At 70.1% G+C, this 16,560-nt stretch carries 16 protein-coding genes and 1 pseudogene; 9 read left to right on the top strand and 8 right to left on the bottom strand.

Translation table 11 applies throughout. The annotated features are described in order from the left end of the window. Positions 1-161: 161 nt before the first annotated feature. From JI739_RS10990 to nadC, 3 genes are read left to right on the top strand one after another with little or no spacing between them, the layout of a single operon-like run. Positions 162-1,133 (top strand): Bug family tripartite tricarboxylate transporter substrate binding protein, encoded by a 972-nt coding sequence (locus JI739_RS10990; protein WP_201683939.1) that lies wholly within the window; start codon positions 162-164, stop codon positions 1,131-1,133. Next, positions 1,134-1,889, top strand: a complete 756-nt coding sequence (locus JI739_RS10985; protein ID WP_201683938.1) for a sulfite exporter TauE/SafE family protein — start codon at positions 1,134-1,136, stop codon at positions 1,887-1,889. 27 nt (positions 1,890-1,916) lie between these two features. Next, on the top strand, positions 1,917-2,798 hold the full coding sequence (gene nadC / locus JI739_RS10980) for a carboxylating nicotinate-nucleotide diphosphorylase (protein WP_201683937.1): 882 nt from the start codon (positions 1,917-1,919) through the stop codon (positions 2,796-2,798). A gap of 9 nt (positions 2,799-2,807) precedes the next feature. Here nadC and JI739_RS10975 read toward each other — a convergent pair whose 3' ends face one another. Both JI739_RS10975 and JI739_RS10970 read right to left on the bottom strand, forming a co-directional pair. Then, the gene (locus JI739_RS10975) at positions 2,808-3,266 is read right to left on the bottom strand and encodes a c-type cytochrome (protein ID WP_201683936.1); all 459 of its coding nucleotides are present in this window, start codon (positions 3,264-3,266) and stop codon (positions 2,808-2,810) included. A 3-nt stretch (positions 3,267-3,269) separates the two neighbouring features. Beyond that, the gene (locus tag JI739_RS10970) at positions 3,270-3,830 is read right to left on the bottom strand and encodes a DUF924 family protein (RefSeq protein WP_201683935.1); all 561 of its coding nucleotides are present in this window, start codon (positions 3,828-3,830) and stop codon (positions 3,270-3,272) included. 283 nt (positions 3,831-4,113) lie between these two features. Between JI739_RS10970 and JI739_RS10965 the strand changes: the two genes are divergently transcribed. Together JI739_RS10965 and JI739_RS10960 are read left to right on the top strand one after the other, a co-directional pair. Continuing rightward, positions 4,114-4,389: a GlsB/YeaQ/YmgE family stress response membrane protein gene (locus tag JI739_RS10965; RefSeq protein WP_201683934.1), complete on the top strand. Its 276-nt coding sequence runs from the start codon at positions 4,114-4,116 to the stop codon at positions 4,387-4,389. Then, positions 4,386-4,733: a hypothetical protein gene (locus JI739_RS10960; protein ID WP_201683933.1), complete on the top strand. Its 348-nt coding sequence runs from the start codon at positions 4,386-4,388 to the stop codon at positions 4,731-4,733. The genes JI739_RS10965 and JI739_RS10960 overlap by 4 nt, the downstream gene beginning before the upstream one ends. On the opposite strand, the gene JI739_RS10955 is transcribed toward JI739_RS10960, so the two are convergent. Next, positions 4,730-4,879 (bottom strand): hypothetical protein, encoded by a 150-nt coding sequence (locus tag JI739_RS10955; protein WP_201683932.1) that lies wholly within the window; start codon positions 4,877-4,879, stop codon positions 4,730-4,732. The two genes, JI739_RS10960 and JI739_RS10955, sit on opposite strands and share 4 nt — an antisense overlap. 207 nt (positions 4,880-5,086) lie before the next feature. Here JI739_RS10955 and JI739_RS10950 point away from each other — a divergent pair, with 207 nt between their 5' ends. The 4 genes and pseudogenes from JI739_RS10950 to JI739_RS10940 all read left to right on the top strand — a co-directional run bounded on the left by JI739_RS10950 (position 5,087) and on the right by JI739_RS10940 (position 10,306). Beyond that, the gene (locus JI739_RS10950; protein WP_201683931.1) at positions 5,087-7,849 is read left to right on the top strand and encodes a DUF2339 domain-containing protein; all 2,763 of its coding nucleotides are present in this window, start codon (positions 5,087-5,089) and stop codon (positions 7,847-7,849) included. Further along, a complete protein-coding gene (locus JI739_RS10945) occupies positions 7,846-9,198 on the top strand; it encodes a DUF3999 family protein (RefSeq protein WP_201683930.1) in 1,353 nt (450 codons plus the stop codon). The genes JI739_RS10950 and JI739_RS10945 overlap by 4 nt, the downstream gene beginning before the upstream one ends. A gap of 216 nt (positions 9,199-9,414) precedes the next feature. Next, a pseudogene (locus tag JI739_RS24435) lies at positions 9,415-9,564 on the top strand (IS21 family transposase); the annotation flags it as partial. 52 nt (positions 9,565-9,616) lie between these two features. Next, on the top strand, positions 9,617-10,306 hold the full coding sequence (locus JI739_RS10940; RefSeq protein WP_201683929.1) for a GntR family transcriptional regulator: 690 nt from the start codon (positions 9,617-9,619) through the stop codon (positions 10,304-10,306). Between the two features lie 35 nt (positions 10,307-10,341). On the opposite strand, the gene JI739_RS10935 is transcribed toward JI739_RS10940, so the two are convergent. Genes JI739_RS10935 through JI739_RS10915 form a run of 5 tightly spaced genes read right to left on the bottom strand, consistent with a single transcriptional unit; the run spans position 10,342 to position 16,557 of the window. Continuing rightward, on the bottom strand, positions 10,342-11,304 hold the full coding sequence (locus JI739_RS10935) for a Bug family tripartite tricarboxylate transporter substrate binding protein (protein WP_201683928.1): 963 nt from the start codon (positions 11,302-11,304) through the stop codon (positions 10,342-10,344). A 22-nt stretch (positions 11,305-11,326) separates the two neighbouring features. Then, complete coding sequence (locus tag JI739_RS10930; protein ID WP_201683927.1) at positions 11,327-12,775, bottom strand: NAD-dependent succinate-semialdehyde dehydrogenase; 1,449 nt, start codon at positions 12,773-12,775, stop codon at positions 11,327-11,329. 3 nt (positions 12,776-12,778) lie between these two features. Then, entirely contained in the window at positions 12,779-14,542 is a 1,764-nt protein-coding gene (locus tag JI739_RS10925; RefSeq protein ID WP_201683926.1) for a thiamine pyrophosphate-requiring protein, read from the bottom strand. Between the two features lie 3 nt (positions 14,543-14,545). Beyond that, a complete protein-coding gene (locus JI739_RS10920) occupies positions 14,546-15,424 on the bottom strand; it encodes a 2-hydroxy-3-oxopropionate reductase (RefSeq protein WP_201683925.1) in 879 nt (292 codons plus the stop codon). Further along, complete coding sequence (locus tag JI739_RS10915; RefSeq protein ID WP_201683924.1) at positions 15,421-16,557, bottom strand: M20 family metallopeptidase; 1,137 nt, start codon at positions 16,555-16,557, stop codon at positions 15,421-15,423. Before JI739_RS10915 ends, JI739_RS10920 begins: the two co-directional genes overlap by 4 nt. Positions 16,558-16,560 lie beyond the last annotated feature (3 nt).

Below are 16,560 nucleotides of genomic sequence, written 5' to 3'. Positions count from 1 at the left end.
TCCGCATACCCGCTGAAGGGGTTAGCTCGCTTGACACACATCAAGCGGGTTGAAAGAATTGATATTATCTTAGATCGCTAAGAAAACAACCACCCGTCGCCGGGTTGATGCGCTGGCCCGGCAGGCCGGCACGCCGGCGATGCAACCCTGGAGATCATCCGATGAAACGCCGCACCCTGGCCGCACTGGGCCTTGCCCTGGTTGTCGCCGCCCCCCACGCCCTGCTGGCCCAGGAAGCCTTCCCCAGCAAGCCCATCAAGTTCATCGTGCCTTATGCCCCGGGCGGGCTGCCGGACACGGTGGCGCGCATCGTGGCGCAGAAGCTCACCGAGCGCATGGGCCAGTCGGTGGTGGTGGACAACAAGCCCGGCGGCAACGGCATCGTGTCCTACCAGGCGCTGATGAACGGCCCCAACGACAGCCACCAGTTCATCGTCAGTGATGGCTCCATGCTGTCGATCACGCCGCAGATCAACAAGGCCGCCACCTACTCGGTGGGCAAGGAGCTGGTGCCGGTGTCGCTGGTCGCGCGCTCGCCGCTGTTCCTGGTGGCGCATCCCAAGACCGGCGTGAAGAACCTCAACGAGTTCCTCGCCAAGGTGCGCGCCAATCCCGGCACCTACACCTATGGCTCCTCGGGCATCGGCAGCACGCACCACCTCACGATGGAGGCGATGAAGCACGAGCTCAAGCTCGACGTGCGCCACGTGCCCTTCCGCGGCTCGGGCCAGTCGGTGCCGGCGCTGCTGGGCGGGCAGGTGGACTTCCTGTTCGCCGCCCTGCCCTCCATGGCCGGCTTCGTGAAGAACAACCAGGTCACGCTCATCGGCACCAATGCGCCCAAGCGCTCGCCGCAGGCGCCCGACGTGGCCGCCATTGCCGAGGTGATCCCCGGGTTCGACTTTTCGGTCACCGTCGGCGTGCTCGGCCGCGCCGGCACCTCGCCCGAGGCCATCAAGCGACTGAGCGAAGAGATCGCGCAGGCGGTGAAGGCGCCCGAGGTGGTGGAGAAGCTGCAGACCGCGGGCATCGAGCCGGTGGGCGCGGGCCCGGACGCCTACCGCCGTGAGATCGAGCGGGAGAACAAGGCGATGGCGACGGCGGGCAAGGCCGCCGAGCTGAAGGCCGAGTAAGTGCCCTTCGAGCACACGGCCCTGCTGGCCGCGGCCGGCCTGCTGGCCACCTGTGCGGCCATCGTGGTCTTCGGCAGCGTGGTCAAGGGTGCGCTGGGCGTGGGGCTGCCGCTGGTGGCGGTACCCATGCTGTCGCTGCTGATGCCGGCGCCGCGCGCCATGGGCGTGCTGATGGTGCCGGTGCTGCTGTCCAACCTGTGGCAGGCCTGGCAGTGCGGCCAGCTGGCGCATGCCAGGCGCTTCGTCGGACTCATCGTCGCGCAACTGGTGGCCACGGTGCTCACCGTGCGGTTCAGCCAGGGCTTGTCGGTCCAGACCTTCAACACGCTGGTGGCGCTGGCGGTGCTCAGTGCGGTGGTGCTGATGGCGCTGCGCCCGACGGGCGAGATCCCGCCTCGGCATGAGCGCTGGGCGGGTCCGCTGGTGGGTGCGCTGGCCGGCATCATGGGCGGCATCTCCACCCTCACCGGCCCGGTGATCATTGCCTACCTGATGGCGCTGCGCCTCAAGCGTGACGAGTTCGTGGGCAGCATCAGCGTCGTCTACCTGTGCGGCTCGGTGCCCATGTACGCATCCATGCTGTGGTGGGAGCGCTTCGGCTGGTTCGAAGTGGGCTGGTCGGTGGTGGCGCTGGTGCCCATGTTCATCGGCCTGCACGCCGGCGGGCTCCTGCGGCGGCGCATCAGCGAGGAAGGCTTCCGGCGCCTGCTGTTCGCCTTCCTGAGTCTGCTGGCGGTGGCACTGCTGTTCAAATAGCGGGTTGGCTATTTCACGCGACCGACCATGACGACGACTTCCCCTGCCGCTCCTGCCGCTCCTGCCGCCGAACAGATCGAGGCCGACGTGCGCCGCGCCCTGGACGAGGACGTGGGCAGCGGCGACCTCACGGCCTCGCTCGTGCCGGCCGACAAGATGGTCACCGGCACCATCACCTGCCGCGAGGACGCGGTGCTCTGTGGCCAGCCGTGGGTGATGGAAGTGCTGCGCCAGGTGGCGCCCTCGGCCAGGGCGCGCTGGCACCTGCAGGACGGCCAGCGCTGCACGCCCGGCGGCAAGATCGTCGAGATCGACGGCGCCGCGCGCGAGCTGCTCACCGCCGAGCGGGTGTGCCTGAACTACCTGCAGACGCTCAGCGCCGTCGCCACCCGCACCGCGCGTTACGTGCAGGAGGTGCGCGGCACCCGCGCCGCCATCATCGACACCCGCAAGACCATTCCGGGCCTGCGCGTGGCGCAGAAGTACGCGGTGCGCTGCGGTGGCGGCCAGAACCACCGCATGGGCCTGTTCGACGCGGTGCTGATCAAGGAAAACCACATCGCCGCGGCCGGTGGCCTGACGGCCGCCTTCCGCGCGGCCCAGGCGTTGACGCAGCCGGTGAGCTTCATCCAGGTCGAGGTGGAGACGCTGGCGCAGCTGCAGGAGGCACTCGACGCCGGCGTGAACATGGTGCTGCTGGACAACATGTCCATCGACACCATCCGCGAGGCGGTGCGCATCGCCAACGGCCGCTGCAGCCTCGAAATCTCCGGCGGTGTCACCCTGGACACCCTGCGCGAGATGGCCGAAACCGGCGTCGACCGCATCTCGGTGGGCGCGCTGATCAAGGACATCAAGGCGGTGGACTTCTCCATGCGCTTTGCCGACAAGCCCCTCGAGCGGGCCTGACGCCAAGCCCTAGCGCCGCTCGCGCGCCGCGCGGTCCACTTCTTCCTGCTGGCGCCGGATCGGCGCCGGCCACTGCGCCTTGATCCACGACAGCACGGCCACGATCTCGGCGTCGCTCAGCACCCCCTCGTACGCCGGCATGGCGCTGTCGTAGTCCTTCAGCCGCGCCGCGCGGGCCACGCCGTACTTGGTGATGTCGAACAGCACGGCGTCGGGGTGGTGCCAGGTGTGCCCGCCGGCATCGTGCGGCGGCGCGGGCAGGCGGCCGGCGGCGTCGCGCTCGCGCCAGTTGGGCTGGCACTCGAGGCGGGCGCCGTGGCAGGCGGCGCAATGCTGGCGGTACACCCGCTCGCCCAGGGCCAGCACCTGCGCATCGTCGGTGCGCAGGCGAATGCCGCCGTCGTCGTCGGCGCGGTCGCAGGCGGCCAGCGTCAGGCCGAGCGTGAGCACCGCGAAGGCGTGGCGCATGCGTCAGCCGCCCCCGAAGCCGCCCTCGGCCAGGAAGGCCTGCTCCTGCGCCGTGCTCTCGCGGCCGAGCACGTCGTTGCGATGCGGAAAGCGCCCGAAGCGCGCCACGATGTCGCGGTGGTGCTCGGCCCACTTCAGGCTGTCGGCGTCCAGCTCGCGCGCGAGCGCCACCGCCTGGTCCTGGTCGGCCAGCGACTCCGAGTGCGTGAACGGCAGGTGGAAGAAGCGGCGCAGCGCCGGCTCGACCTGCTCCCGGTGACCGGCGGCCAGCGCCCGCCGGGCCAGCTCACGCGCGGCGGCGTCGGTGGCGAAGGTGCGCGCCGAGCCCCGGAAGGCATTGCGCGGGAACTGGTCCAGCAGGATCAGCAACGCCAGCGAGCCTTCGGCGTTGCGCTCCCAATCGGCCAGCTCGCCTCGGGCGGCCTGTTCGTGGGCGTGGAGAAAGCGATCGCGAAAGCGCGCGTCGAAGTCGTCGTCGCGGCGAAACCAGCGTTCCGGGCCGGCGTCGCGCCAGAAGGCGACCACGTCGGCGGCACGGATCGGGGATGGGTCTGGCAGGGTCATGTCGGGCCTCCGGGCTGGGGCGATGAGTGTAGGCATGACGCGCCCAGCCGACCTCGCCCGGCCACTGCCTCTTTATTGCGCAGCCTGAGCCGCAGCCCCGGTGGGACGGGGGTTTCGAGGGTTTTCCCTGAATCTATCCACAGCCTGGCCCACAGGCCCGGTGGGTAACTCGGGCCGCGCCGCCCTTGTCGGACGGTCGGACGCAGGCTCGACCTACAGCGCCCCACGGTCGCGCCAACCTAGCATGGGCTTCACCTGATCGGCATTCGGAAAAGGGGACTCCATGGATTCCATACTCACGCACATCCTGGGCTCGGCGGTGATCGGCCTGGTGGTCGGCCTGATCGCTCGGGCCATCATCTCGGGCGAGGACCGCGCGGGCATGACGCTGTCCATCGTGCTGGGAATCGCGGGTGGGGTGGCCGGGCGCCTGATCGCCACCAGCTTCGGACTGACCGGCCCTTATTCGGCTGCCGGCTGGGTGGCCGCGGTGCTCGGCGCGGTGCTGCTGCTGCTGCTGGTGGGCGTGTTGCGGGGCAGCCGGACGCGGCGCCGATGATCGTGCACAGCCGCATGCTCGTATGGGCCTGCGGCATGACCGTGACGCCGCGGTTGATCATCATCCACCCCCGGTTCCGGGGACATCCCGGCCTGCTGGCGCATGAAAAAGTGCATGCCGAGCAGATGCGCCGGGACGGGTTGCTGCGCTTCTGGTGGCGCTATGCCAGCAGCCGCCGGCACCGGCTGGCGTACGAAGTCGAGGCTTACCGCGTGTCCATGGCGCACGGCTGCACCCTGGCCAGCGCGGCGCGGACCCTGGCCACCGGCTACTGGCTGGGCATCGACGAACAGCAGGCGCGCCACGCGCTGCTGGACCTGCCGCATTCGCGGCGGAGCGCTTAGGCCCACAGGCGGTGCGCCCGCTCTTCCAGTTCCTGGCGTCGCAGCAGGAGCTTGGGCACGTCGGGATGAAGCGGATCGATCTCCCGCAGCGCCCAGCGGTAGAACGCGCAGGCGACGGTGAGGTGGAGCAGGTTGAGGATCTTCATGGATGCATCGTGCGCGCGCCTGAGCTTCGGTGCACGTGCGGCTGCCTCATGCGTGCGTCATCCATTTGAAACGCGACGTGTCAGACGGTGTCGATGGTCGACAAATTGATAGCAAGGCAGCCCCGACGCATGAGCCGGGGCCGGTTGGTGGTCGCTCGCTAGTCGGCCGCTTCCTATACTCCGCCCCCACACACGAGGGGGACTTCCATGCTCATCTGGGGCGCTGCCTGGGGCGCGTTGCTCGGCCTGGTCTGGCCGGGGCCCGACCCCTTGTTCCGCCTGCTGCTCGGAGCCGTGCTCGGCCTGGCGGCGGGCGCCACCTTGCGCAATGCCGTGCGGCGGGAGATGGGACTGGGCCCCGCGGGCAAGGCGGTGCCGGCGGCAGCCGAGCAGCCGGTCTCCCGTGACACCGCGCCGATCGCCGCGCCGCCCCCTTCGTCGCCACGCGTGCAGCCACCCGGTGCGGCGCGCCGACCGCTGCCGGTCGAGGCCTCCGCGCCCCCACGTTGGACCGTGCCATGGCCGGATGCCGCCCGCCGCCTCGGGCGCTGGGTGGTGGGCGGCAATGCCATCGTGCGCATCGGCGTGCTGGTGCTGTTCGTCGGCCTCGCGTTCCTCGCCCGCTATGCCATCGACCACGCGCTGCTGCCGCCTTCGGTCCGGCTGGGCGCGGTGGCCTTGGCGGGCCTGGGCCTGCTGGCAGCCGGCTGGCGGTTGCGGCACCGCGAGGGCCGGGGCGCCTACGCGCTGACCCTGCAGGGCGGCGGCTCGGCGGCGCTGTACCTCGCGGTGTTCGCCGCCCTGCGGCTTTACCAGCTGCTGCCGCCCGGCATCGCATTCGCGGCCCTGGCGCTGGTGTGCGCGCTGGCCGTGGGCCTGGCGCTGGCCCAGGACACCCAGGCGCTGGCCGTCACCGCCTTTGCCGGCGGCTTCGCCGCGCCACTGCTGGTGAGCACGGGCCAGGGCAGCCATGTGATGCTGTTCGCCTACTTCCTCGTCCTCGGCCTGGCGATTGCCGCCATCGCGAACTGGCGCCCCTGGCGGGTGCTGAACTGGGTGGGATTCATGGCCACCTTCGCCATCGCCACCGCATGGGGCGTGCTGCAGTACAGCCCTGCCCGGCTCGCCAGCGTGCAGCCCTTCCTGCTGGCGTTCTTCGCGGTCTACCTCGCCATCACCCTGCTGCACGCGCTTCGCCACGGCCTGGGGCCGCGCCGTGCCGTGGACGCCACCCTGGTCTTCGCGCTGCCCCTCATCGGCTTCGGCCTGCAGGCGGCGCTGGTGCGGGAGATCGAATTCGGCGCGGCGTTCTCCGCCCTGGCGCTGGCCGCCACCTACCTCGTCCTGGGCCTGTGGCTGGCGCGCAGGTACCCGCAGCCGGGGCATCCCGGCCGATGGCTGGCCGAGTGCTTCGCCGCACTGGGGCTGGGCTTCGCCACCCTGGCCGTGCCCCTGGCGCTGGACGGACGCTGGACCTCCGCCGTGTGGGCCGTGGAAGGCGCGGGCGTCTATTGGCTGGGCCGTCGGCAGGAGCGGCGGCTGGCGCGCGCGGCCGGGCTGCTGCTGCAGCTGTTCGCGGCGCTGGCCTACCTGGGCGCGAACGACGGCGCGCACCGGGCGCTGCTGCCGCTGGCCAATCCCGTCTTCATCGGTGCCCTCATGCTGGCCGGCTCGGCTTGGGGTATCGGCTGGTGGGCGCGCCAGCTGCCGGCCGCACCCGCCGCGCGCCCGCTCGCGCAGCGCTTCGACCGGCTGGAGCGACAACTGCCGGCGTGGCTGTTCTGGATCGGCTTTCTCTGGCTGCAGTACGGGCTGCATCGCGAGATCGGCCGGGCACCGCTGGACGCGATGGGGCGCGCCGACCCGGTGTTCAGCCCCGCCTTGCAACTGCACCTGAAGCTGCTGGCCTGGGTGGTCGCGGCCTTCGTCGCCGAACGCGCGGCGCGCCCCGGCCTCGCCCGGGCCTGGCCGGTGGCGGCCACGCCGGCCTGGACGGTGCTGCCCGTGCTGCTGCTGGGCGCCATCGCCGCCTTCGACCACCCGCTGTCGCTGCTGCAAGGCGGCTGGCTGCTGTGGCCGCCGCTGCTGCTCTTGCACGCCCGGCTGCTGCGGCGGCTCGACGCCGGCGAACCGGCCGGCTGGTGGCCCTGGGTGCATGCCGGCGGCGTCTGGCTGCTGGCGCTGCTGGTGGCCCGCATGCTGGTGCATGGCGTCGACCAGGCCGGCCTGTGGCGCACGGGCTGGGCATCGGTGGTGTGGCTGGTCGCCGGTATCGCGCTGCTGCTGCCCCTCTGCCGGCGGCGCGGCGACGACGCGCCTTCGGATCGCTGGCCCCTGGACCGCTTCGCCCTCGCCTACCGCTGGATCGCCGCGGCGCCCCTGGCCGCGCTGCTGCTGGCCGGTTCGCTGGCGGTAGCCGTGGGGTCCAGCGGCGACGCGCGGCCATTGCCCTACCTGCCGCTGCTGAACCCGACCGACCTGGCGCTGGCCCTGGCCCTGGCCACCGTCACGACCTGGCTGCTGGGCCTGCGGGGCTCCGCCCTGCCGGTGCCGCCGACCGCCCGCGATGCGCGCTGGCTGTGGGCGCCGGCCGCCGCCGGCTTCATCGCGCTCAACACCGCCTGGCTGCGGATCGCGCACCACTGGGGCGGCGTGCCCTGGCGGGCCGAAGCGCTGTGGTCTTCGTTCGGGGTGCAGGCCGGCTATTCGATCCTGTGGACGCTGCTGGCGCTGGGGCTGATGGTCACCGGCTTCAGGCGCGGCTGGCGAGCCTTGTGGATGGGCGGCGGCGCGCTGCTCGCGGCCACCGTGCTCAAGCTGTTCCTGGTGGACCTGGCCAATCGCGGCGGCGGCGAACGCATCGTCGTGTTCCTGGCCGTGGGCCTGCTGATGCTGGTGCTGGGGTATGTCGCGCCCATCCCGCCCCCGCCGCGGAGCGTGCCGGCCGGCGGACGGGAGGTGACGCCATGACGCGCGGCCTGCGCATGGGGGCGGCGCTGCTCCTGGCCTTGCCGGCCATCGCAGCAGCGCCGCTGGCCCCGGCCGACTTCAGCTGGAGCGCCCCACTGGAGCTGCCAGCCGATGCCCGCTGGGGCCGCGTGGCGCTGCCCGGCGAGGCGCTGGTTCGCCTGCGCAGCCCCGCCCAGGGCGACCTGCGGGTGTTCGACGCCGACGGCCGGCCGGCCGCATTCGCCCGGGTGCCGGGCAGCGCGGCATCCGGCCCGCCCGAACTCACGCCCAGCTATCCCGCCTGGCCACTGGTGCAGGCGGCGTCGGCGCCACCGGGCGGCGTTCAGGTGCGGGTGGAGGGCGGCGCCGGTCCGCAGGCGGTGTGGGTGCAGGTGGACGGCAGCCCGCCGACGCCCGGGCAGGTGCGCCTGCCGGCGGCGCTGTTCGACACCCGGGGCGAGAAGCGCCCCATCGACGCCCTGGTGCTGCAGGCCGAGTTGCCGCCGAACACCCCGGTGCGGCTGCAGGCTTCGACCAGCCCAGACCTGGCGCAGTGGACCCCGATACCGCTGCGCGGCAGCCTCTATCGCTTCGACCACGGCGGGCCGGCCAACGACACGCTGCGGCTGGAGCGGCCGGTATCGCTGGCCGATCGCTACCTGCGCCTGGAGTGGGACGCGCAGATCGCGGTGACGCTCGCCGCCTTGCAGGCGCGGCGGGCCTCGACCACCGCCGCGCCGCGGCCCGTGGCCGAACTGGGCGAGCCGCGGGTGGTGGATGGCGGCCTGGAGTGGCGGATCGACACCACCGCGCCCATCGCCGCCCTGGTGCCCGAGCCCACCCGAGCCGACGCCGTGCTGCCCCTGCGCGTGCTCGGCCGCGCCGATCCGGCCCAGCCCTGGCGCCAACTCGCGCAGGCATTGGCCTTTCGCCACGGCGAAGGCGCGCAGGCACACCGCAGCGCACCGGTGCCGGTGGCGCTGCGCGGCATGCGCTGGCTGCGCCTGGAGCCGCTGCCCGGCCATGCGTGGGATCCGACCCTGCTGCGACTGCGGGTGGAGTTGGAGCCGCTGGAGCTGGCGTTCAACGCCAGCGGGCCACGCCCACTACGAGTGGCCGCTGGCCGCCCGGACACCTCGTCGGCGCAGGTGGATGCGGGGCTGCTGTCCGCGGCCACCGAGTTGCCGATGGCGCAGTGGCCACAGGCGCAATTGGGCCCGGCCCATCTGCAGGCGCCACGAACGGCGACCTGGGATCGGCTGGTACCGGCCGGGGTGTCGCCGCAGATGATGCTGTGGACGCTGCTGGTGGCGGGTGCATTGCTGCTGGGGGTGCTGGCTTGGCGGCTGGTGCGGATGCTCAAGCCTTGAGGTGGCAGCGGCCGCCCCTTCGACAGGATCGGGCCGAACGGACCGTTGCTGTCGGGGCAGAGCCCCGACACGCGGACCGACCAGCTCCGTTCGGGCACTCGCTGCGTTGTCCGGCGAAGGCACATTGGCCGCGGGCGCAGCAAGGGCCACCGTGTGGCTGGTCACCGAGATCAAACTTGGGCGTGACGCGCGCCCAGTGCCTGCAGGAACACCGAGCAGGCCAGGCCGCGATGGATTCCGGCGACGGTGTTGCGGCGGCAAATCGCGGAGCGCGGCTGCGACGGCGGCATCGGCCGACCCAAGGGCTGGCTGGCGCCGCCGAAGCAGGGCACGTCGGATCCGCTGGTGGGCTTCGGGACGGCGCCAATCCCGTGGGGCTCCCGTGTAAACTGGCCATTCAGACACCTGCCTCACGACGATGACCTTGGACACCGCAGCCGCTGCGGCACGCGCGTACGAAGCCATAAAGACGCGCATCATCGAATGCACGTATCCACCGGGTGCAAAGATCTCAGAAGCACGGCTGGTCGATGAGCTGGGGGTGGGCCGCTCGCCTATCCGCTCGGCGCTCGCGCGCTTGCGCAGCGAAGGCTGGATCAACGTGACACCCCAAAGCGGCAGCTACGTGAAGTCGCTCACGGAGGGGGAGATACGGGAAATCTTCGATTTCCGCCTGCTGCTCGAAACCCATGTGGCCCGTCTGGCCGCGCAGAACATATCCGAGGAGCAGCTGCGGCGCTTGCGCGTCGGCCTGCGCCGTGCGCGCGCCCTGGACGACGGCACCCACGATGAAGACACCTTCGATGAGCTCGACACGTTCGACTCGATGGTTCACTCGACGGTCTATGAAGCCGCCGGCAATTCCCTGATCGGCAGCGTGTTGCGCAACCTCCTTGAAAAGGCGCAGTGGCTCAAGAAGAGCACACCTTCGACACCAGCGCGCATGAAGACCTGGTTCACCGAACTTGAGCGCATCATCGCTGCGCTGGAAGCGCACGATGCCGACTTGGCGGCGCAGCGATTACGCGAGCATATCGGCCACGCGGCAGACTTTGAGATGAAGTTCGCGGCCAGCGCCGCGTCGCGCAAGACAGCGAAGGCGGACTGAAGGCCGCCTTCTGTCGCTGCGTGCGCAGTCGCGGCTCACTCCAGCCGCACGTTCGTCTCTTTCACGGCCTTCGTCCACTTCACATTCTCCTCGCGCAGGAAGGCGGCGAACTCGGTCCCCGCGGGACCGCCGGGGATCACGCCGATCTTCGCGAGCTTTTCGCGGGCCTCGTTGTCGGCGAGCGCCTTCACGACCGTCTCACTCAGCTTGTTCAGGACGTCGGGCGGCGTGCCGGTGGGCGCGACCAAGCCGTACCACGTCGTGACCTCCAGCTCGGGCAGGCCGGCTTCCTTCAGTGTGGGGATGTCGGGCGCGACGGGGCTGCGTGCCGCGGTGGCAATGCCCAACGCCCGTAGCTTGCCCGAGCGTACGTGCGGCAGCGCCGCAAGGATTTCCGCTGGCATGAGCGCAACCCGTCCGCTCACCACGTCCAGGATGCCCGGCGCCGTACCCTTGTAGGGCACGTGCACGAGGTCCGTGCCAGTCTTCTGCTTGAACATCTCGCCCGCCACATGGTGCGGCGTGCCGGCGCCGGCCGAGGCGTACGCGAGTTTTCCCGGGCGGGCCTTGGCGTACTCGATGAACTGCTTCAGATCCTTGGGTGGCAACTCCGCGCTGCTGACGATGACGAAGGGCACGCGTCCGACGAGCGCAACGGGCGCGAAAGCCTTCATCGGGTCGTAGGGCAGCGTCTGCAGCAGCGGGTTGATCATGAAGCCGCTGGCCGAGCCCATGAGTAGCGTGTACCCATCCGGTGCTGCGCGCGCAGCTGCTTCCGTACCAACCACCGAGCCTGCGCCCACGCGGTTCTCCACCAGCACATTCTGGCCGAGCGGTCCGGAGATGCGCTCGGCGATGATGCGCGCGATGGCGTCCACCGCGCCGCCAGGTGCGAAGGGCACGATGATGCGCACCGGCCTGTCCGGATACTGCGCTTGCGCGGTGGCGCACAGCAAGAAGGAGGCGGCAGCGGCCCCAATCCAACGACGAATCGACATCAGCTACTCCTTCGGCGGCGCTTCATACCGCACGTATCACTGCCTTGGTCTGGAAATGCTCGAGCAGCCCTTCGCTGCCCATCTCGCGGCCGAAGCCGCTTTGCTTCACGCCGCCGTAAGGCAGTTCCGGTGGCGTGATGGCAAAGGTATTGAGGCTGAAGCATCCAGCCTCGATGCGCTCCTGGATGCGGCGTGCGCTCTTCAGCGATTGGGTGAACGCGTAGGCGGCCAGGCCATAGTCGGACCCGTTCGCCCGGCCGATGGCTTCGTCAAGATCGGAGAAGGGCTGCATCAGCGCGAGCGGGCCGAAAGGCTCTTCGCGCAGAACCCGCGCCTCGTTGCCGGCGAGCGCGATCACCGTGGGCGCCCAGAAAGTGCCGTCTTGCAGGCTGGCCGCGAGTTCGGACGGCGCATCGCCCCCGCACAGGATCTCGCCGCCGCCGGCCACGGCGTCCTCGGTGTATTCGCGCATTGCGCGCACGCGCCGCTCGTGGATGAGCGGACCCATGTGCACCCCTTCTTCCAGTCCATCGCCCACGACCAGGTTGCGAGCAAGCTGCGAGAAGCGCTCGCAGAACTCGCCGAAAACCTTCTCGTGCACGTAAAAACGCGTGGGGCAGTTGCACACCTGCCCCGCATTGCGGAACTTGGCCGCCACGCCCAGCTGCAGCGCCCGCTCAAGGTCGGCGTCCTCGCAGAGGATCACGGGCGCATGGCCGCCGAGTTCCAGCGTGATGCGCTTGAGCGCCGCACCCGCCAGGCCTGAGAGATGCCGCCCAACGGGCGTCGATCCGGTGAAGGACAGCTTCCGAATCTCGGGACGCTCGATCAGCCGCTGCGAGATCCGTGCAGGAACCCCGAACAGGAGGTTGATGACCCCTGCCGGCACGCCACAGGATTCGCAGATCTTTGCGATCGCCACCAGGATACCTGGTGCCTCCTCGGCAGGTTTCAGCACAATCGTGCAGCCCGCCGCAAGGGCGGCCGCAATCTTGCGCCCACCCAGGATCGCTGGAAAATTCCAGGGCGAGAAGGCGGCGACGGGACCTATGGGCTCGTGGACGACGAGTTGCTCGGCATCCGCGAATCGCGAAGGCACGACGCGGCCGTACACGCGGCGGCCTTCCTCGCCCATCCATTCGAAGCTGTCGGCCGTGGCGGCGATCTCGGCGGCGGCTTCCCGCAGCGGCTTTCCCTGTTCCAGGGTCAGGATGGCTGAGAGTTCGGCCGTGCGTTCGCGCAGGATTGTCGCAATGCGGGCGAGGACGCGACCCCGATCGAGCGCCGTGATGCCGCGCCACACCGGGAAGGCCTTCTGCGCTGCCTCGGCCGCGCGGTCGATGTCCTGCACCGTGGCCACGGGCAACTCGCCGATCGGCGCACCCGTCGCGGGGTTGCGCACCACGATTGCGTCACGCTCCAAACCGGAGATCCATTCGCCGTCGATCAACAGGCCCAGCTCCGGGTACATGTCTCAGCCCCGGCCGATGACGTGGACCAGCACTTGGCGCTTCTCGCCCTCTGCCACGGCGACGGCCCGGCGCAGGGCCTCTTCCAGCCTCGACCTTTCAGTGACGCGCAAGCCCACGCCGCCCGATGCTTCGGCATAGCGTGTGAAGTCCGGCATCGGGTCCAGCGAGCAAAGGGGCGCCATCCCACTGGACTCTTCATGGCTCTTCGCGAAGCGCATGGAATGCGAGTCCGGGTAGATGCCCACCGCGGACCTGTGTACCGCCTCCCATCCACCGTTATCGAACACGACGGCGATCACCGGCAGGCCGTGCATGGCGCTCGCGTGATGGCACACGGCCGGGTTGGCGAAGAGATACGCGCCGTCGCCCATCACCGCAAATACCGTGCGGTCTGGTGCTGCCTGCTTGGCGCCCAGCGCCGCGGGATAGCCCCAGCCCAGGCCCGAGACGTCCGGATGCAGGAAGTAGCAGCCCGGCTCCTCGAAGGTGAAGCACTCACGGAGCGCCGAGTATTCATTGACCACGATGGCGTCGCGCGGGCGAACGGCATCCAACGCCGTGGAGAGGAAGGCTTTGGTGATGGGCCCACCCTGCGCCTGGTCTGCTCCGATGCGCTCGCCGACGGTGCTGGCAATGATCGCCGCGCGCGCCGACAGCCTCTGGCGGCGCGCCCCAGCGGATGCCTCGGCGCCGCACTCCCGGAGAGCGACGTCCAGGGCCTCGATGAGTGCGTGAACGGTGGTGGTAATGCTCAGATCGCAGCGATGGCCGCGCACCGGGTAGCGCGCGAATGCCGGGTCGGTGCCGGCCTGCGCGATGAAAGTGCCGGGAACGGGCGAGGCCTTGCCGGGAATCCAGGGGACGTCGGATTCCAGGAAGAGCAGGGCATCCGCCCATTCGAAGATGGCGCCGCGGTCGTAGCCCACGTGCAGGGGGTGCGAGGAAGGTACGTTCACGTAGCGCGGCCTCGCCTCGCCCACGGCGATGCCATAGCGATTGCACAGCGCGGACAGCGCGTCGACGGTACGCATGTCGGCGCCGCTGGCGGTGCACATGATCACCGGCTCCTTCGCGCGCGTGAGCGCCTGCGCCAGCGACATCACGGCGCGTGGATCGGGCGCAGGCGGCGCGGGGATGGCCGGCGCGGCGCGCGGCGACAGGTCCGGCGCCGGTTCGGCCAGCACTTCGCGCGGCAGGGTCAGGTACACCGGTCCGCGCGGCTCGCTCATCGCGATCGTGAGCGCGCGATCCACCAGGTCTTCGACCTGGATGGCGTTTCGCAACTCGTAGTCCCACTTGACCATCTCACGCACCAGACCCGCCTGGTCGAACATCTCCTGCCCCCAATGGATCTCGCTGTCGCGCGCGCCCAGCCGGCCATGCTCGTAGAGCGGCGTTCGGCCCGCCGTGAACAGCACGGGCGCCTGGCCTCGGGCGGCATTCATGACCCCGCACACCGCATTGCCCGTTCCCACGCTGACGTGCAGCATCACGGCCTGCGGCCGGCCGCTGACCATGTAGTAGCCGTGGGCCATGCCCAAGGCCAGGTTCTCGTGCGTGCACACGATGGGGTTCGGGTACCGGTCAGTGCGACCACCGGCGCGCGCGTACGCCTCGACGATCGGCGCGGTATCCGTGCCGGCGCCCACGTAGAAGTTCTCGATGCCGCGGTCCTTGAGCAGCGCGAGGAAGGCCTCGGCCACCGATTCGATGGCGGGTTCCGGCGGGACCTCGGGCGAGGGCAGGCGGGTCGTGCGCGCGTCCATGCCTCAGGCCAGCTTGTGCGAGGCGAGCATCTCCAGGACCTGCACCACGCCCGAGTGGTCCCAGGAGCCGCCGCCGACCGCGCGGGCCGCGTTGAACAGCTGTTGCGTCGCGGCCGTGTTCGGCAGGCTCAGGCCCAGCGACGTCGCGCCCTGGAGGGCGAGGCCGAGGTCCTTGTGGTGCAAGTCGATGCGAAAGCCCGGCTCGAAGGTGCGTTTGACCATCCGATCGCCGTGCACTTCCAGCACGCGCGAGGCGGCGAATCCGCCCATGAGCGCTTCACGCACCCTGGCGGGATCGGCGCCCGCCTTGGAGGCAAAGAGCAGTGCCTCGGCCACCGCCTCGATGGTGAGGCCCACGATGATCTGGTTGGCGACCTTGGTCGTCTGCCCGTCACCGTTGCCGCCCACCAGCGTGATGTTCTTGCCCATCTTCTCGAGGAGCGGCTTCGCACGCTGGAAAGCCTCGGCTCCGCCGCCCACCATGATGGTCAGCGACGCGGTCTTCGCGCCGACTTCGCCCCCGGACACGGGCGCATCGAGGAAGTCGCACTGCAGCGCATCGACGCGCTTGGCGATCTCCTTGGTGGCGATAGGCGAGATCGAGCTCATGTCGATCACCAGCTTGCCGGGCACGAGGCCGGCGGCGATGCCGTCCTCGGAGAACAGGGCGTTCTCCACGTCCTGCGTGTCGGGCACCATGAGGATGACCACTTCCGATTGCCGGGCCAACTCCGCCAGTGATGTCACGACGGTTGCAGCCGCGGCGCGGACGTCTTCGGGCACGGACCGCTTTCCGTAGACGACAAGCGAATGGCCCGCGGCGGCAAGGTTGAGCGCCATTGGACGTCCCATGATGCCCAGGCCAACGAATCCAACTTTCATTGCGTGTTCTCCTGATCTTGTTCGGCCCACTCGGCAATCATTCGCCGGTAGATCCGCGTTGCCTGTTGGATTCGCTCCACGGCGCACCACTCGTCCGTCTGGTGCGCCTGCCCGGGTTCACCGGGGCCGAGGATGAGGGTAGGCGCACCGCCCAAGGCGGGCACCAGGACGGATGCGTCGCTGAAGTACGTCGCGGTCCTGAGCTGGAAGGGCTCGCCGGTCTCCTGCGACGCGATCGCGATGGTGCGTTCCACCCAGGGCTGTTGCGGCGAAGTCCACACGCCCGGCAGGTCGATGGCCGTCTCGACCTCCATCTCTTCCTGCATGTGGACGGTGATCGCCTGGCGCAGATCCGCATGATCCATCCCGGGGATGGTGCGCAGATCGATCTCGATCACCGCGCGGTCCGGCACGGAGTTGATGTTCAGACCGCCGTGGAACGTTCCCACGTTCAGCGTGGGCGCCCCCAGCGTCGGATGCGGGTCGACGTCGAAATGGAAGCACGACAGGCGCGTCGTCGCACGCGCGGCCTTGTACACGGCGTTGTCGCCGGCCTCGGGCATGGAGCCGTGCGCGGTCACTCCCCTGGCGATGCCGCGCAGCCACAGCGCGCCCTTGTGGCCCACATAGGGCATGTTCGCTGTCGGTTCGGCCACGACCAGCGCCCCTGCCTTGAACTGCAGTCCAGCCGCGATGATGGCCTCTGCGCCATCGCAGCCAGTCTCTTCCCCAGCGGTGATGATCAATGCCACCTGCATGCCGTCGACCATGCGGTGGGCCTCGGCCACGGCCGCGCATACGATGGCCGCGATGCCGCCCTTCATGTCGCTGGAGCCGCGACCGTAGATCTTCCCGTCCACGATCTCGCCCGCGAAAGGAGCATGCGACCACTCGCGCGTACCCAACGGCACCACATCGATGTGGCCGGTGAACACCAGCGGCCCGCGCTTGCCGGGGCGGCCCTTCGTTGCGATCAGGTTCGCGCGGTCCTGGCCCAGCGGCACGAGGCGGGTGTCGAAGCCGGCTTGCTGCAGCAGGTCGGCCAGGGCCAGCGCACATTCGCGCTCGCGCCCCGGCGGATTCACGGTGTCAAAGGCGATCAGCCGGCGCGTGAGGTCGATTGGATCCGTCATGTC

This window comes from Ramlibacter aurantiacus, assembly GCF_016722895.1.
Lineage (GTDB): Bacteria > Pseudomonadota > Gammaproteobacteria > Burkholderiales > Burkholderiaceae_C > Ramlibacter > Ramlibacter aurantiacus.
The sequence above is the reverse complement of the archived record's forward strand: the minus strand, read 5'-3'. Positions and strand labels throughout refer to the sequence as shown.

Excerpts from the sequence above, each read along its gene's own strand:
- JI739_RS10990 (WP_201683939.1), top strand. The coding sequence starts at position 162 with ATGAAACGCCGCACCCTGGCCGCACTGGGCCTTGCCCTGGTTGTCGCC.
- nadC (WP_201683937.1), top strand. The coding sequence starts at position 1,917 with ATGACGACGACTTCCCCTGCCGCTCCTGCCGCTCCTGCCGCCGAACAG.
- JI739_RS10975 (WP_201683936.1), bottom strand. The coding sequence starts at position 3,266 with ATGCGCCACGCCTTCGCGGTGCTCACGCTCGGCCTGACGCTGGCCGCC.
- JI739_RS10970 (WP_201683935.1), bottom strand. The coding sequence starts at position 3,830 with ATGACCCTGCCAGACCCATCCCCGATCCGTGCCGCCGACGTGGTCGCC.
- JI739_RS10965 (WP_201683934.1), top strand. The coding sequence starts at position 4,114 with ATGGATTCCATACTCACGCACATCCTGGGCTCGGCGGTGATCGGCCTG.
- JI739_RS10960 (WP_201683933.1), top strand. The coding sequence starts at position 4,386 with ATGATCGTGCACAGCCGCATGCTCGTATGGGCCTGCGGCATGACCGTG.
- JI739_RS10955 (WP_201683932.1), bottom strand. The coding sequence starts at position 4,879 with ATGAAGATCCTCAACCTGCTCCACCTCACCGTCGCCTGCGCGTTCTAC.
- JI739_RS10950 (WP_201683931.1), top strand. The coding sequence starts at position 5,087 with ATGCTCATCTGGGGCGCTGCCTGGGGCGCGTTGCTCGGCCTGGTCTGG.
- JI739_RS10945 (WP_201683930.1), top strand. The coding sequence starts at position 7,846 with ATGACGCGCGGCCTGCGCATGGGGGCGGCGCTGCTCCTGGCCTTGCCG.
- JI739_RS10940 (WP_201683929.1), top strand. The coding sequence starts at position 9,617 with ATGACCTTGGACACCGCAGCCGCTGCGGCACGCGCGTACGAAGCCATA.
- JI739_RS10935 (WP_201683928.1), bottom strand. The coding sequence starts at position 11,304 with ATGTCGATTCGTCGTTGGATTGGGGCCGCTGCCGCCTCCTTCTTGCTG.
- JI739_RS10930 (WP_201683927.1), bottom strand. The coding sequence starts at position 12,775 with ATGTACCCGGAGCTGGGCCTGTTGATCGACGGCGAATGGATCTCCGGT.
- JI739_RS10925 (WP_201683926.1), bottom strand. The coding sequence starts at position 14,542 with ATGGACGCGCGCACGACCCGCCTGCCCTCGCCCGAGGTCCCGCCGGAA.
- JI739_RS10920 (WP_201683925.1), bottom strand. The coding sequence starts at position 15,424 with ATGAAAGTTGGATTCGTTGGCCTGGGCATCATGGGACGTCCAATGGCG.
- JI739_RS10915 (WP_201683924.1), bottom strand. The coding sequence starts at position 16,557 with ATGACGGATCCAATCGACCTCACGCGCCGGCTGATCGCCTTTGACACC.